Source organism: Pseudomonas sp. LTJR-52 (genome assembly GCF_003691465.1).
In the GTDB taxonomy this organism is placed as follows: Bacteria; Pseudomonadota; Gammaproteobacteria; order Pseudomonadales; family Pseudomonadaceae; genus Chryseomonas; species Chryseomonas luteola.
Genome location: NZ_CP033105.1, coordinates 643,961 through 657,482, shown reverse-complemented (window position 1 = coordinate 657,482; position 13,522 = coordinate 643,961). Strand labels below are relative to the sequence as shown.

Sequence of the window (13,522 nt, the reverse complement as noted above, 5' to 3'; positions counted from 1 at the left end):
CTCCTTTAGTCGGGGCGCGACAATAGAGCGCATGGCGTGTAAATACCAGAGCACAGCACTCAATTTTTCGTGCCTACACGCCAAACGGCATTTACAGCGCGACAGAGAGTCTGAGGCCGATATCGCGCTTCTGACGTTCATCCAGCCAAAACGACCACTTGGCAGCGTTATACTCGGCCATTACTTAAGTTTTAGATAAGGACCCGTCAATGAAAGCGTTCGGAAAAGTGCTCGGCCTTGTCTTTCTTGGGCTGCTGCTGATCATCGTGGCGCTGGGCTTTGCCTTGACCCACTTGTTCGACCCCAACGATTACAAAGACGAAATCCGCCAACTTGCTCGGGACAAGGCCAACATCGAGCTGACCCTTAACGGCGATATAGGCTGGAGCCTCTTTCCATGGCTTGGCCTGCAACTTCATGATGCGACCATCGCCAGTGCCACCACACCACAAAAGCCGCTTGCCAACGTACAGCGGTTGGGCTTCTCGGTGCGCGTATTGCCGCTGCTTCGCCATGATGTCGAGATGAGTGATATTCGCGTGGACGGCCTCAACCTGACGCTGGCACGCGACGAACAAGGCCAGGCCAACTGGGAAAACATTGGCCGCCCTGCACCTGATAAAACCCCCGGTACGCCAAACGACCAACCGGCGGAGCAGCCAGCCGGCCAGGATGACACGCCACGCCGCCCACTCAAGCTGGATATCGATAGCCTGACAGTCAAGGACTCACGCCTCGATTACAGCGATGCCCGCAGCGGCGCGCATTATGCGTTCGAAGGCCTCGACCTGAGCACTGGCAGCATCCGCGAAGGTACCAATATTCCGCTGAAATTGCTGGGCACCCTCACGACCAATCAACCGCCCGTCAATGCCTCGGTGGTCTTGACTGGCGAGCTGCGCTTTGACAATGCCTTACAGCGTTACCAGCTGGACAATGCCAACCTGTCCGGCGATGCCACAGGCGAGCCCTTCGGCGGACAGCTGCTGAAATATTCAGCGGAAGGTCAACTTCTTCTGGACCGGGCCGCTCAGGTTGCTGAGTGGAACGGCCTCAAGCTGACTTTCAACCAGCTCAAGGCGCTGGGTGAACTCAAAGTGCATGACCTTGAAAAGGCACCCAAGCTTGAAGGCGGCCTGTCCATTGCACAGACCGATCTGCGTGCTTTTCTGACCAGCATTGGTGTCGCCCTGCCGGAAATGGCTGACGCCAACACGCTCAAGCAAGTTGAGTTCAATACACGCTTGTCTGGCAGCCAGAGCAGCCTGGCGCTGGAAGACCTGAACCTTGTACTGGATGGCGGCACCTTCTCGGGTCGTATTGCCGTAGAAGACTTCGCCCGTAAAGCCTTGAGCATTGACCTCAAAGGTGATCGCCTCGACCTGGATCGCTACCTGCCCGCCAAGACGGCTGCCGCTCAGCACGAGAGCAATACGGCTCGCCAGAACGAAGTGACTGCAGCCGATGCGGTTGCCAGCCAGGGCAATTCACCGCTTCCCTCCTCCCCCACTCAGCATGCCTGGAGCAGTGAGGACATTCTTCCTGTAGAGCGGCTCAAAGCACTGGATCTGAACGCTTCGCTCAACCTGGATCACTTCGTGGTCACCAAGCTGCCTATTGATAACGCCAGCCTCAAGCTCAACGGCAAAGACGGCCTCGTCACACTGAGCGAATTGCGTGGCGACTTGTTCAGCGGTCGCTTTCAGGCCAATGGTGCCCTTGATGTTCGAGGAATCACACCCAAACTCAATGTGACCGAACGTATTGCTCAGGTACCGGTTGAAAAAATTCTCCAGGCCCAGGGCCAAAAGCCACCCGTACGGGGGGCGCTGGATCTGGATGCCAACCTGACCGCGCAAGGCAATAGCCAGAAGGCATGGATGGATAGCCTGGATGGAACGGCGCGCTTTCGTCTGAGCAATGGTGTACTGGCCAATGCCAACCTAGAGGGCCAGCTCTGCCAGGGCATCGCGCTGCTCAACAAAAAGACACTTGCCAGTGCGCATGATGGCCAGGACACTCCGTTCCGCGAGCTGAGCGGTAGTCTGACCATCAATAATGGAGTCGCCAGCAACCAGGACCTGATTGCCCGCATTCCCGGCCTGACGGCCAAGGGCAACGGTGATATCGACTTACGCGTGCTGGGCTTGGACTACCGCATTGGCGTAACCGTCGAAGGCGACAAGAGCGACATGCCCGACCCGGCCTGTCAGGTCAATGAGCGCTATACCGGCATCGAGTGGCCGTTGCATTGCCGGGGTCCGCTGGAGCTGGGCGCTAAGGCCTGCCGCCTGGATCGCGACGGCATGAGCAAGATCGTCGCCCGACTGGCGGGTGATCGACTTAATGAGAAACTGGATGAAAAGCTCGAAGACAAGGTCAGTCCCGAACTCAAAGATGCCATCAAGGGGTTATTCCACAAACGATGAATCCGGAACGCTTTTCCAGCGCAGTCCTGAACTGGTACGACATTCATGGCCGCAAGGACCTGCCCTGGCAGCAGAACATCACCCCTTATCGGGTCTGGGTCTCGGAGATCATGCTCCAGCAGACCCAGGTCAGTACAGTACTGGGCTATTTTGACCGTTTCATGCAGGCGTTTCCCGATGTCCAGCCGCTTGCCGCTGCCTCTGAAGACGAAGTACTGCACCTCTGGACGGGACTGGGGTATTACAGTCGCGCCCGAAATCTGCACAAGACGGCAAAGATTGTCGTCACCGAGCACAGCGGTGAGTTTCCACGCAGTGTCGAAGCCCTCGTGGACCTGCCAGGCATAGGCCGCTCGACGGCAGGTGCCATTGCCAGCTTGTCCATGAACATTCGCGCGCCGATTCTGGACGGCAACGTCAAGCGGGTTCTGGCGCGCTATTCGGCACAGTCCGGCTATCCCGGCGAGCCCGCCGTCGCCCGAGCGCTATGGGACGTGGCGGAGCGCTATACACCTCATATTCGTGTGGGCAACTACACTCAGGCCATGATGGACCTGGGCGCTACACTGTGCACACGCAGCAAGCCCACCTGCCTGCTCTGTCCATTGAAAGAAGGCTGCCAGGCCCATCGGCTGGGACGTGAAACGGATTTTCCCGAACCCAAGCCACGGAAGACCTTGCCGCAAAAGCGGACCCTGATGCCACTGATCATCAATGATGACAATGCCATCCTGCTCCACCGGCGTCCTTCTTCCGGGCTCTGGGGTGGTCTCTGGAGTCCACCTGAGCTCGATACGGTCGATCAGCTGGGGGCCCTGATTGAGCGCCACAGCCTGATCATGGAACAGCGTCAGGCCTTGCCTGGCCTTACACATACCTTCAGCCATTTCCAGCTCAACATCGAGCCCTGGCTGATTCATGTGGACAGCCGCAATCAATCCATGACCGAACCGGACTGGCTTTGGTATAACCTCGCCAATCCGCCACGCCTGGGGCTGGCAGCCCCGGTCAAGAAATTGCTCAAGCGCGCCGAAGAGGCGTTGAAAGGAGAAACCGTATGACCCGCACTGTCATGTGCCGCAAGCTCAAGCAAGAACTGCCTGGCCTGGATCGCCCGCCTTATCCGGGCGCCAAGGGCGAGGACATTTACCTGAATGTATCCAAGCAGGCCTGGGATGACTGGCAGAAACATCAGACCATGCTGATCAACGAGCGCCGTCTGAACATGATGAATGCCGACGACCGTAAATTCCTTCAGCAGGAAATGGATAAATTCCTTTCTGGCGAAGAGTACGCGCAAGCCGAAGGATATGTACCGCCAAGCGAATGATTTGGGGCTAGCCCTTCTGATTTTGGGCTAAACACTTAAGTCACGGTAAAAATTGAATTTTTTTTCAACTCGCGCTTGACACAAATCGTTTATAACGGTTTAATGCGCCCCGTTGCCCAGGTAGCTCAGTTGGTAGAGCAGGGGATTGAAAATCCCCGTGTCGGCGGTTCGATTCCGTCCCTGGGCACCATGATTCTAAAAGCCCGATCACTGATCGGGCTTTTTTTTGCCTGCATTTTTGTCCCGCCTCGTATCACTGCCCTGAAAGGCTTCAGCACGATTCTCTCCCGCTCGCCCAATTGCTCATCTTGGGTCTTTTATTTGACAACCTGCGGTTAAACAGCTGTAAAGCTTATACAGACCTGTAAATGGAGGAATGAATGAAGCGGCTCAAGCGATGGGTTATTTCTTTGATGGCGGGTTTAAGCCTGTGCGGCACAGCTCTGGCGGCCGACGTTCTCAAAGTGGGCGTTCAAGGCTCGCTCCCCCCGTTTAGTAGCGTTAGTGGTAACGGCAAGCTGACCGGCTTCGATGTGGATATTGCCCAGGCACTGTGTGCAGAACTCAAGGTGCAATGCCAGTTCGTGATCACCAGCTGGGATCGCATGCTGCCTTCACTGAACGCACGCAAGTTCGACGCCATCATTTCCTCAATGTCGATCACACCGGAGCGCGAGCAGCTCGTCTCCTTCACTATCCCTTACTACATGAACAGCATTCAGTTCATTGCCCCTAGGGATAAACCGTTCAGCACAGACCCCCGCGGACTCAAAGGCAAGGTTATCGGTGCCGGCCGCGCGACGCTTTCGGCAGACTGGCTCTCCAACCATCTGGGCGGTCAGGTCAACATGCGCTTCTACGACTCCCAGGAGGAAGCCAACCAGGCCCTTGCAGATGGGCGTGTGGATGCCGTATTGGGAGACCGCTTTGCGCATTACGCCTGGCTGCAGACCCCAGAGGGGCAACGCTTCGAGCTTAAAGGCGAACCCGTCCTGCAAAAGGACCGCATTGCGATAGCGGTACGCAAGAACGATCCGCTGAAGGCCCGCCTGGATGAAGCCCTCAAAGGTATTCTCGCCAACGGGACATACCAACAGATCAACGCCCGGTACTTTCCGTTCAGCCTCTACTGATCACAGCGACAGGGCGGTGCGTTATGCTTCGCCGCCCCGTTAGCCTCCGTGATCGGCATGAGTGAGACCTATCCTGCTTCCTTCCTCCAGGGCAGTGCGTTAGAAGCACGCTTCAATGCCTTGGACAGCTTCTTGATACAGCACCAGGCGCTCTGGCGACCCAAGCCGTTCACCCAGCCAACACTGCCTTGGGAGAAGGCCAACCCGGGGTTATCCTCGTGGCTTCGCGCCCGCTCACTTGAAGAGGCGGAGGCTACGCATACACATCCCCATGCACTCAAGGCCCCCTCGCCTTTTCCAGCCTGGGCCGAAGAGGCACGTCAGCTGTGCATGATCGGCGAGTTGCCCAGGCAGTACAGCGAAGCGCCTAACAGGCTGAGCGTGGACGTGCCGGGACGCAAATGGCAGCAGGTGGAGGCATTCGCTCACCACGCCTTATTCAGCAGCCCTCCCTCGCATTGGCTGGACTGGTGCTCCGGCAAAGGCCATCTAGGACGACGCCTGGGCGTCCATGGCGCTGCGTTCGACTGTCTGGAATACGATTCCTCACTGGTAGAGACAGGGCAACGTATCAGCGAGCGCCTAGGGCTTTCAGCCCATCATTATGAACAGGATGTAATGGCTGATTCTGTTACGGAAAGGCTTCAGGTCTTTCACACGCCTGTAGCGCTGCATGCGTGCGGTGATCTCCATGTGCGGTTGATGCAGGTAGCCAGCCAGACAGGCTGCCCTGCCTTGGCGTTAGCGCCCTGTTGCTATAACCGTATCAGCGGCGATGAGTACCGCCCGCTTTCCGCGAACGCCAGGCAGTCAGCGCTTCTCCTGAGCAAGGAGGACCTTGGGCTGCCCCTGTGTGAAACCGTGACCGCCGGTGCCCGGGTTCGCCGCCAGCGTGACCTTTCCATGGCCAGAAGGCTGGGATTCGACCTGCTTCAGCGAGAGATCCGCGGAATCGATGAATACCTTCCTACTCCTCCACTGGCAACCCATTGGCTGCAGTGCACCTTTCGCGACTACTGCCTGGAGCTTGCCACGCTCAAAGGCTTGCTGCCCATCCCTGAGCGCAACTGGGAGGCACTTGAGGCCGCCAGCTGGAAGCGTCTCGCCGCTGTTCGCAATCTTGAACTGGTCCGTGGGCTTTTCCGGCGGCCGCTCGAGCTCTGGCTGCTCCTTGATCGGGCGCTCTTTCTGGAGGAACAGGGCTACGAGGTCAGACTAGGCCGCTTTTGCGATCCTAGCCTGACACCCCGTAATCTGATGCTGCTGGCTGAGAAACCTTAAAGAACGGCCGGCGCGCGCCTTACAGGTCGAGCCGGCAGAATGGCTTTCTGTAATGCCACTCCAGCCGGATGCTCAAAACGCAGCCCCGTGGTTACCTTACACTCTTCGGCCAGCCGCCCCTGATCCAGCACAGCCACCCGATGGCACAGCCGCTGTACCAGGCTTAGATCGTGGGTAATCAACAGAAAGGCTGTTCCTTGCGTTTCACGTATTTCGCTGAGCATATCCAGTATCTGCACCTGAAGGACTCGATCCAGATTGGACAGCGCCTCATCCAGTACAATGAGCGAGGGGTTTGATGCCAGCGCCCGCGCAATACCGACCCGCTGGAGCTGTCCGCCACTGAGCTGGCCGGGGAGCCTGTCAGCCATGGAAGCCGCCAATCCAACCTGCTCCAACAGCTGCGCGACTCGCCGCAAACAGTCCGGCCTGGAAAGACCCATCAAGTGTCGAAGCGGTTCAGACAGACTCCAGCCAATCGAGTGGCGAGGGTTGAATGCGCTTGGTGCATCCTGGAAGACCAACTGGACACGGCGCTGAAACGTACGAAGCGCTTCACCCCGTAGCTCGGATAGCACCTCATTCCGAAAGCTGACGCGCCCGGTTAGCGGTCTTTCAAGTCCCAGCAACAGACGCGCCAATGTACTTTTACCACTGCCGCTGTTTCCCAGAAGACCAACGCTTTCCCCTTCGTCAATGTGAAAATCCACACCATGCAATACGGTCTGCAAGGGCCGCCGTGACCAGAAACCTCCCGAGCGATAGCCGTGCCCGACACCCTCAGCGCTGAGCAGCCTCATTCATAATCCTCCGCCAAGGTGAGCGCCTGATGCGCAGCCAGCAGATCACGCGCGGCAGGGCTACATGGTGCGTCAAACAATTGCTCGATAGACGTAGCCTCCACAAGGCTCCCTTCATCCATCACCAACACATCGTGGGCGCAACGGGCAACAACTCCCATGTCATGCGTTACCAGCAGAATTCCTAGACCTTTCTCTTCAACTAGTCGATCAAGTACATCCAGCACACGTGCCTGCATGAGCAGATCAAGATCCGTTGTTGGTTCATCGGCCAATAGAAAAGGGGTTTCAGCCAGCAGTGCCAACGCAATCATCATGCGCTGTAACATGCCGCCACTCATTTGAAAGGAATAAAGGTCAAGCACCTGAGAGGAAGTATTCAGGCCAACATCCACCAGGCAGGCGTCCAGACGCGCCTGGGCATCTGCACCACGGATGTTACGCAGCGCCAGCACGTCGTAAGCATGCGCCCGCATCGTCAGTACAGGATTAAAGGCAGAACGGGGATTCTGCATGATCATGGAAACCTGACGCCCCCGCAGACGCTCGCCGCCCGTCCTTTGTCCGTCGCACAGCACGTGTCCTGACACCCTTGTCACGCCTGCAGGAAGTTGATCGAGCATGCCCAGACAGGTCATGGATTTGCCAGAGCCACTGGAACCCACCAAAGCGGTAACACGCCCGGTCCTGACCGTCAGACTCAGATCCTTGACCAAGACGTGATCATTAACAGCCAGGGTCAGGCCCTGGACTTCCAATACACGACTCATCAATGCCCTCCTGTGCGCAGCGAAGGATCCAGGCGATCCCGCAACGCATCCCCAAGCAGGTTGAAGGCCATTACGGTCAGGAAAATCATAAGACCCGGCCAGAGTAAGAGTTGAGGATGCGTCCAGAGAAACTCTTTGGCGTCGTTGATCATCACGCCCCACTCCGGCGTAGGTGGGCTGACACCCAGACCGAGAAAGGACAAACCTGATACGTGCAGCATCATGTGGCCGATATCCAGCGAGGCCAGGACCATCAGTTGACCCAGCACGCTCGGCAGAATGTGGCTGACAAAGCTCTGCAGACGTGACGCACCCGCCAGACGGGATGCCAGCAGATAGTCTCGCCCACGCAGCGAGATCACCAGGCTGCGAACCATTCGGGCATACCAGGCCCAATGCGAAAGGGCGATGGCCAGGATGACATTCGAAAGCCCTGTTCCCAGCACACCAATAAAGAAGAGCGCCAGAACAAAGGTGGGTACGGTCATGAACAACTCGCCGACTCGCATCAGCACTGTGTCCAGTCGACCACCGATAAACCCGGCCACACCGCCTACGACAATGCCAAGCGTGAGGATCAGGCATAGCGTAAGCACAACCGTACCCAGGGACAAACGTGCCCCAGTAATGAGGCGCGACAGGACGTCACGACCCAGATGGTCGGTTCCCAGCCAATGTGCTTCGCTCATCCCCTGTAACCGCTGGCTCACATCGACGGCAGTCGGATCGTAGGGAGCCAACCAAGGCCCCAGCAGCGTCAAGGCGAGCAGAAGGATGACCAATACACCACCCAGCCAAGCCCCCCATGAGCGCCTCCGGGGCGCGTTCATCGTCTGTACTAGCATGCCTGTGCTCCTTCCAATCGCGTGCGAGGGTCGAGCCAGGCGTACAGTACATCCACAACCAGATTGCAGAGGACAAACAGCCCGGTCATCAACAGCGTAAAGCACTGCAATACAGGGAAGTCCCGATTGTAAACGGCACTGACCGCAAAACGGCCCAGCCCGGGCCAGGCGAAAATCGTTTCGATGACCAGCGTGCCGCCAATCAATTCACCGACATGCATCCCGATGGCTGTCACGACGGGTAGCCAGGCATTGCGCAGGATATGTCTGCGCCATACCTGCCCTTCCGGCAGCCCACGCAGGCGCGCGTACAACACGTGTCGCTGCCCGCTGGCTTCCAATAGGCTGGCACGAAGAAGTCGCGCATTGATCGATAACGACATCAGCGCCACTGCCAGTACCGGCATGACCAGATGCGCTATTCCTCCCCGCCCCATGGGAGGCAGCCATCCCAGGGTCACGGAAAACAGGGCGACCATCAGGAACGCTAACCAGAAATTGGGCATCGAGACGCCAAAAAAGGCGATAAACCGTACAAGCTGATCCGGCCAGCCACCCGGTCTGCGGGCCGCCCAGATGCCTAGCGGCAAGCTGACCAGCAAAGTGACCGCCAGAGCAGCGCCTCCTAGCTGAAGGGTGGCAGGCAGGTAATAGAGAAGATCATCCAGGACGGGCCGTCCCGTCACGAATGATGTTCCAAAATCCAGATGCAGCGCGCGCCAGAGCCACATCAAGTACTGCTCAACCAAGGGACGATCGAGCCCCAGCGTATGCCGCGCCTCCGCCAGGGCCGCATCCGTAGGCGGAATCTGGGAGAGACGCAGGTAATCCAGAGCAGGATCACCCCGCCCCATATGCAGCAGCACGAATACCAGCAGCGAAACAGCAAGCAGGATGGGTATCAGCAGGGCCAGCCGATAGGCGATATAACGCAACATAAGTTACTCTCCGCCCGGCTTCATGACCTCGAAAGGCACGTCGAAAAGAGTCGAGCCGAACTGCACGCTTTCGACTGAATCGCGGCTTACGCTGGTAGCGGTCAGGTATGAAATCGGCACGTAAACCGCTTGCTCATGCAAAGTAGTCAACACGTCCTTGTAGAGCGCCTGCCGTTTGCCCTCCTCTACCGACGCCAATATTTCACCGATCTCCTGATCAATGGCGGCCTTCATTGGCAGGCCTTTCTGTGCCTGATAATCCGCATGCCCGGCATAACGCATGGAGCTGACGAAAGAGTGCGGATCGTAGGGTGCTCCCCATGTCTCTGCGAAGATCATTCCAAAGCGACCATCACGCTGGCGCTCTACCAAAGCCCCCTCGTCCTCTCCCTTGAGAACCACATCGAAACCCAGACTACCCAGGTTGGCCTGAACAACCTCAGCCACACTCTTCTGTAGTGCATTCGCCCCATAGAAGCACAGCTCCAGGCGTAACGGCTGCCCATTCTTGTAGCGAATCTTCTCGACTGGATTCAGTATCCAGCCAGCCTGCTCCAGCGCCTCGCTCGCTTTCTCAGGAGAATAGCCATACGGCTTCAGGCCAACATCGGTATACGGCAGGTTGGTTGAGAAAAGCGTATCGGCCCTTGGTTCCAGGCCATACAGGACGTGCTTGACGATCGCATCCTTGTCGACGGCCCAATTGATGGCCTGTCGCACCGCCAGCTCATTGGTAGGCGCAAGGTTGGTATTGAGTGCAATGACCCGGGTCGCCAGAGGCGCTGAGATAGCCGTATGGTAGCCCGCCTGTTTCAAGCGAGCAAAAGTGTCGGCGGAAACCTCACCCTCGGAACCCTGGATCAGGTCAAGCTGCCCCGTTTCGAGCGCAATCGCACGCCCACTCGGGTCAGGAATGACCTTGACCAGCACCTCGTCATAGGCAGGCTTTGGGCCCCAGTAATAAGGGTTGCGGGCAAAGCGATCAAACTCGCCTCGACGACTTTCAACCAGTTGCCAGGGGCCTGTTCCTATCGGCTGTCCAGGTTGAGCATTGGGCGCTGCAAACCGCAGGGGGCGCACCTGTGCCAACTCAAGCAGGGTAGGATAATAAGGATGCTTTAAAACCAGACGCAGCGTATGGGCATCTGGCGCTTCGGCATGATCGATGGTTTCAACCAGCTCCATCCAGGCATGCCGTTTGCGATTTGCCAGAACGGCTTCGATGTTGGCTTTTGCCGCTGCCGCATCAAACGCGCTGCCATCACTGAAGCGCACGCCATCGCGCAGGATAAACGTATAGGTCCGTCCATCCGGGGATATATCCCACCGGGTCGCCAGCCAGGGCTCAACACTGCCATCGGCCCTATAGCGTACCAGTGGCTCATAGACCATCGCCTGGGCATACATCTGGTTCGGTGAATAACCGCGAGGATCAAGCGGCCCGGCATTCGTCGGCCAGGAGTAGGTAAGCACCTCAGCTTGCGCCATAACAGGCAGAACCAATCCCGCTGCCAATAGAAGCACCCCGAGCTTTCTCTTGAAGCCAAGCTGATTCACACTCCTACTCCCGTTATGCGTAGACAAGGACGGGAGAATAGTCAGGGAAGAGTATGATGTCTACGAGAAAACTTCATACTGAAGGTGATTGGTTTTTATGCAACGAGTAACGATTACGCTGGATGACGACCTGTTGGCCGCTGTTGACGATCGTGTGGCGAGCCACGGTTATCAAGGACGCTCCGAGGCCATCCGGGACCTGTTGAGAGAAGGCATGCGCGAACCCGTAGCGCAGGATCTGCCAGCCGACTCCACCTGTATCGCCACCTTGAGTTATGTCTATGACCATAATGCTCGTGAGCTCTCGAAGCGGCTGACTCGTACGTTTCATGCCCACCACGACCTTACGCTGGCTACTTTGCATGTCCATCTGGATCATGGAAGCTGCATGGAGGTCTCAGTGTTGAAGGGAACTACCGCGGAGGTCCGAGAGCTGGCACAGCATGTCACGGCAGAGCGTGGGGTACGCCATGGCAGAGCGTTCATCGTACCGATTCCCCATGCCACTCATACCCATGAGCATGACCACTAAAACCTGTGGATAACTCTGTGCGCAGTTTCTGTATAGCCTGTATGAAAAGCCCTGATACCAAGGCTCTTGGTAATTTTCAATAGGTGAATAAGAAAATTTCAGCCTTAGAAAAAAGCACTATAAAAAGGAGGCAGACCTGTCCTTATTAGGCCTTATCCATACATTGCTACTGATACTACAAAGCGATCATGGAAACAGACCTGTATCGCTCCTATCTTATCGAGAATGCAGTTGAACTCCGACGCGGCACGTTCAGATCGCATAAAGGCCATTATGCCGGCACCCATGCTGGCTATTTTGCTGGCCGCTCTGGATCAAACGATCGTGGCGGTTTCGCTGCCAGCCATCTCTGCACAGCTCAATGACACCGGACTTCTGGCCTGGGTAATATCGGGCTATATGGTTGCCATGACCGTCTCGATGCCGCTCTACGGAAAGTTTGGCGACCTGTATGGCCGACAAAAGATGATGTCGGCAGCTTTCAGCCTCTTTACGGTAGCGTCACTCGCTTGTGCGCTCGCCCAAGACATGCCCCAACTGATCCTGGCCAGACTCTTACAGGGCTTGGGTGCAGGAGGGCTGATTGCCGTAAGCCAAGCGGTCATTGGCGACGTCGTACCGCCACGCGAGCGAGGGCGTTATCAAGGCTACATCAGCAGCATGTACGCGCTGGCCAGTATTGCCGGCCCCGTATTGGGCGGCTTGATGACCGAGTATTTATCTTGGCGCTGGGTTTTCTGGATCAATTTGCCCCTTGGCATTGCCGGGCTCTTCATATGCTACCGCGTTCTAACCAGCCTTCCCGTGCCTGACCGCGAGACCCTCATTGACTATCCGGGCATTCTGCTACTGGCTACCGGCCTTACTGCGCTTTTAATGGCTACAACATTGATCGGCAAAGGAGCGCCCTTAAGCAGCGGCTATCTTCTCTGGCTTGCCGCTGCGGCAATAACAGCTTTGACATTATTCGCATACCATGAGCAGCGCGCCAGAGAACCACTTCTGCCCTTACGCCTACTCCGGAACAGAACGGCCGGGCTCTGCTGTATGCTCAACTTCCTTACCAACTTCCAGGCCATAGGGCTAACGCTGCTGATCCCCTTATGGTTTCAAGCTGGCGCCGGCCATGACATGAGCAAAGCGGCACTGCATCTGATTCCGTTTGCAGCGGGCATTCCCTTGGGTGCCTTTACCTGTGGGCGGCTGACCGCCGTGCTGGGACGTTATAAACCTCAGATCCTGGTGGGTACGCTAATCATGCCATGCGCGCTGGTAATGCTTGCCTTTATTGATCCGCGCAGCGGGTTACTGGCCGGCGGCAGTCTGTTTCTGGCAGGACTTGCAACGGGCATGCAGTTTCCCACTGCACTGGTTGCCGCCCAAAATGCTGTTCCACAGGCTGATATCGGGGTTATGTCCAGTACGATTTCGCTGTTCCGTTCACTGGGAGGTGCGGTAGGCGCCGCTGGCTTGTCCGCACTACTCTTGCTATGGCTACCCCCTATGCAGGGCCATGCGGGCTCCGTTGAAAACGTGCTGCAGACATACCTGGCTGGGTCAGCCGGTACGATCGATCCATTACGCCAAACGCTTCTTGCAACCTTTCATAAACTGTTTTTGGTATCGGCTGGGCTTTCCCTGCTCGCACTTGCCTGCGCCTTGTCTGTACCTGAGCGTCCCTTGCGCGGCCGGACCGACCAGGCAGATCGATGATCCAAGCGATACGCGGAGCGGTATATCGAGCACGCTCCATCTGAAGCACTTGAAGGAATCCAATGATCTTTCAAGCTGCAAAGACAACAACTGTCACTCAAGGTCTAACGAACAAGTTTCAAAAAGAATTCTCTAGAATTTGTAACAGATTCACAGTGACCTTTTATCCCTATGAGTACCGTTTATCGGTGTTG

The 13,522-nt window shown here is 57.0% G+C and carries 12 protein-coding genes and 1 tRNA gene; 8 read left to right on the top strand and 5 right to left on the bottom strand.

The features are described 5' to 3' along the window. The first annotated feature begins 209 nt into the window (after nucleotides 1-209). From EAW52_RS03020 to EAW52_RS02995, 6 genes are all read left to right on the top strand, one after another. Nucleotides 210-2,429, top strand: a complete 2,220-nt coding sequence (locus EAW52_RS03020; RefSeq protein ID WP_122041368.1) for an AsmA family protein — start codon at nucleotides 210-212, stop codon at nucleotides 2,427-2,429. Then, nucleotides 2,426-3,490, top strand: a complete 1,065-nt coding sequence (mutY, locus tag EAW52_RS03015; RefSeq protein WP_122041367.1) for an A/G-specific adenine glycosylase — start codon at nucleotides 2,426-2,428, stop codon at nucleotides 3,488-3,490. Before EAW52_RS03020 ends, mutY begins: the two co-directional genes overlap by 4 nt. Beyond that, complete coding sequence (locus tag EAW52_RS03010) at nucleotides 3,487-3,759, top strand: oxidative damage protection protein (protein ID WP_010796151.1); 273 nt, start codon at nucleotides 3,487-3,489, stop codon at nucleotides 3,757-3,759. Before mutY ends, EAW52_RS03010 begins: the two co-directional genes overlap by 4 nt. Before the next feature lie 114 nt (nucleotides 3,760-3,873). Beyond that, nucleotides 3,874-3,949, top strand: a tRNA-Phe gene (locus EAW52_RS03005). A gap of 190 nt (nucleotides 3,950-4,139) precedes the next feature. Then, nucleotides 4,140-4,892, top strand: coding sequence for a transporter substrate-binding domain-containing protein (locus EAW52_RS03000; RefSeq protein WP_122041366.1), 753 nt, complete (start codon nucleotides 4,140-4,142; stop codon nucleotides 4,890-4,892). A gap of 57 nt (nucleotides 4,893-4,949) precedes the next feature. After that, on the top strand, nucleotides 4,950-6,173 hold the full coding sequence (locus tag EAW52_RS02995; protein WP_122041365.1) for a methyltransferase: 1,224 nt from the start codon (nucleotides 4,950-4,952) through the stop codon (nucleotides 6,171-6,173). Here the strand turns inward: EAW52_RS02995 and nikE are convergent. The 5 genes from nikE to nikA are packed head-to-tail and all read right to left on the bottom strand — an operon-like array spanning nucleotide 6,170 to nucleotide 11,083. Beyond that, entirely contained in the window at nucleotides 6,170-6,973 is an 804-nt protein-coding gene (gene nikE, locus EAW52_RS02990; protein ID WP_122041364.1) for a nickel import ATP-binding protein NikE, read from the bottom strand. The two genes, EAW52_RS02995 and nikE, sit on opposite strands and share 4 nt — an antisense overlap. Beyond that, a complete protein-coding gene (locus EAW52_RS02985) occupies nucleotides 6,970-7,743 on the bottom strand; it encodes an ATP-binding cassette domain-containing protein (protein WP_122041363.1) in 774 nt (257 codons plus the stop codon). Before EAW52_RS02985 ends, nikE begins: the two co-directional genes overlap by 4 nt. Then, nucleotides 7,743-8,588, bottom strand: a complete 846-nt coding sequence (gene nikC, locus EAW52_RS02980; RefSeq protein WP_122041362.1) for a nickel ABC transporter permease subunit NikC — start codon at nucleotides 8,586-8,588, stop codon at nucleotides 7,743-7,745. The genes EAW52_RS02985 and nikC overlap by 1 nt, the downstream gene beginning before the upstream one ends. Beyond that, nucleotides 8,582-9,526 carry a nickel ABC transporter permease subunit NikB gene (nikB, locus tag EAW52_RS02975; protein WP_019367279.1) on the bottom strand — a complete coding sequence of 315 codons (945 nt, stop codon included), beginning with the start codon at nucleotides 9,524-9,526 and terminating at the stop codon, nucleotides 8,582-8,584. Before nikB ends, nikC begins: the two co-directional genes overlap by 7 nt. A gap of 3 nt (nucleotides 9,527-9,529) precedes the next feature. Beyond that, entirely contained in the window at nucleotides 9,530-11,083 is a 1,554-nt protein-coding gene (gene nikA / locus EAW52_RS02970) for a nickel ABC transporter substrate-binding protein (RefSeq protein ID WP_122041361.1), read from the bottom strand. A 97-nt stretch (nucleotides 11,084-11,180) separates the two neighbouring features. Here nikA and nikR point away from each other — a divergent pair, with 97 nt between their 5' ends. Next, nucleotides 11,181-11,615 carry a nickel-responsive transcriptional regulator NikR gene (nikR, locus tag EAW52_RS02965; protein ID WP_122041360.1) on the top strand — a complete coding sequence of 145 codons (435 nt, stop codon included), beginning with the start codon at nucleotides 11,181-11,183 and terminating at the stop codon, nucleotides 11,613-11,615. Nucleotides 11,616-11,840: 225 nt separating this feature from the next. After that, nucleotides 11,841-13,328 (top strand): MDR family MFS transporter, encoded by a 1,488-nt coding sequence (locus EAW52_RS02960; RefSeq protein WP_122041359.1) that lies wholly within the window; start codon nucleotides 11,841-11,843, stop codon nucleotides 13,326-13,328. The last annotated feature ends 194 nt before the right edge of the window (nucleotides 13,329-13,522 follow it).

Excerpts from the sequence above, each read along its gene's own strand:
- EAW52_RS03020 (WP_122041368.1), top strand. The coding sequence starts at position 210 with ATGAAAGCGTTCGGAAAAGTGCTCGGCCTTGTCTTTCTTGGGCTGCTG.
- mutY (WP_122041367.1), top strand. The coding sequence starts at position 2,426 with ATGAATCCGGAACGCTTTTCCAGCGCAGTCCTGAACTGGTACGACATT.
- EAW52_RS03010 (WP_010796151.1), top strand. The coding sequence starts at position 3,487 with ATGACCCGCACTGTCATGTGCCGCAAGCTCAAGCAAGAACTGCCTGGC.
- EAW52_RS03000 (WP_122041366.1), top strand. The coding sequence starts at position 4,140 with ATGAAGCGGCTCAAGCGATGGGTTATTTCTTTGATGGCGGGTTTAAGC.
- EAW52_RS02995 (WP_122041365.1), top strand. The coding sequence starts at position 4,950 with ATGAGTGAGACCTATCCTGCTTCCTTCCTCCAGGGCAGTGCGTTAGAA.
- nikE (WP_122041364.1), bottom strand. The coding sequence starts at position 6,973 with ATGAGGCTGCTCAGCGCTGAGGGTGTCGGGCACGGCTATCGCTCGGGA.
- EAW52_RS02985 (WP_122041363.1), bottom strand. The coding sequence starts at position 7,743 with ATGAGTCGTGTATTGGAAGTCCAGGGCCTGACCCTGGCTGTTAATGAT.
- nikC (WP_122041362.1), bottom strand. The coding sequence starts at position 8,588 with ATGCTAGTACAGACGATGAACGCGCCCCGGAGGCGCTCATGGGGGGCT.
- nikB (WP_019367279.1), bottom strand. The coding sequence starts at position 9,526 with ATGTTGCGTTATATCGCCTATCGGCTGGCCCTGCTGATACCCATCCTG.
- nikR (WP_122041360.1), top strand. The coding sequence starts at position 11,181 with ATGCAACGAGTAACGATTACGCTGGATGACGACCTGTTGGCCGCTGTT.
- EAW52_RS02960 (WP_122041359.1), top strand. The coding sequence starts at position 11,841 with ATGCAGTTGAACTCCGACGCGGCACGTTCAGATCGCATAAAGGCCATT.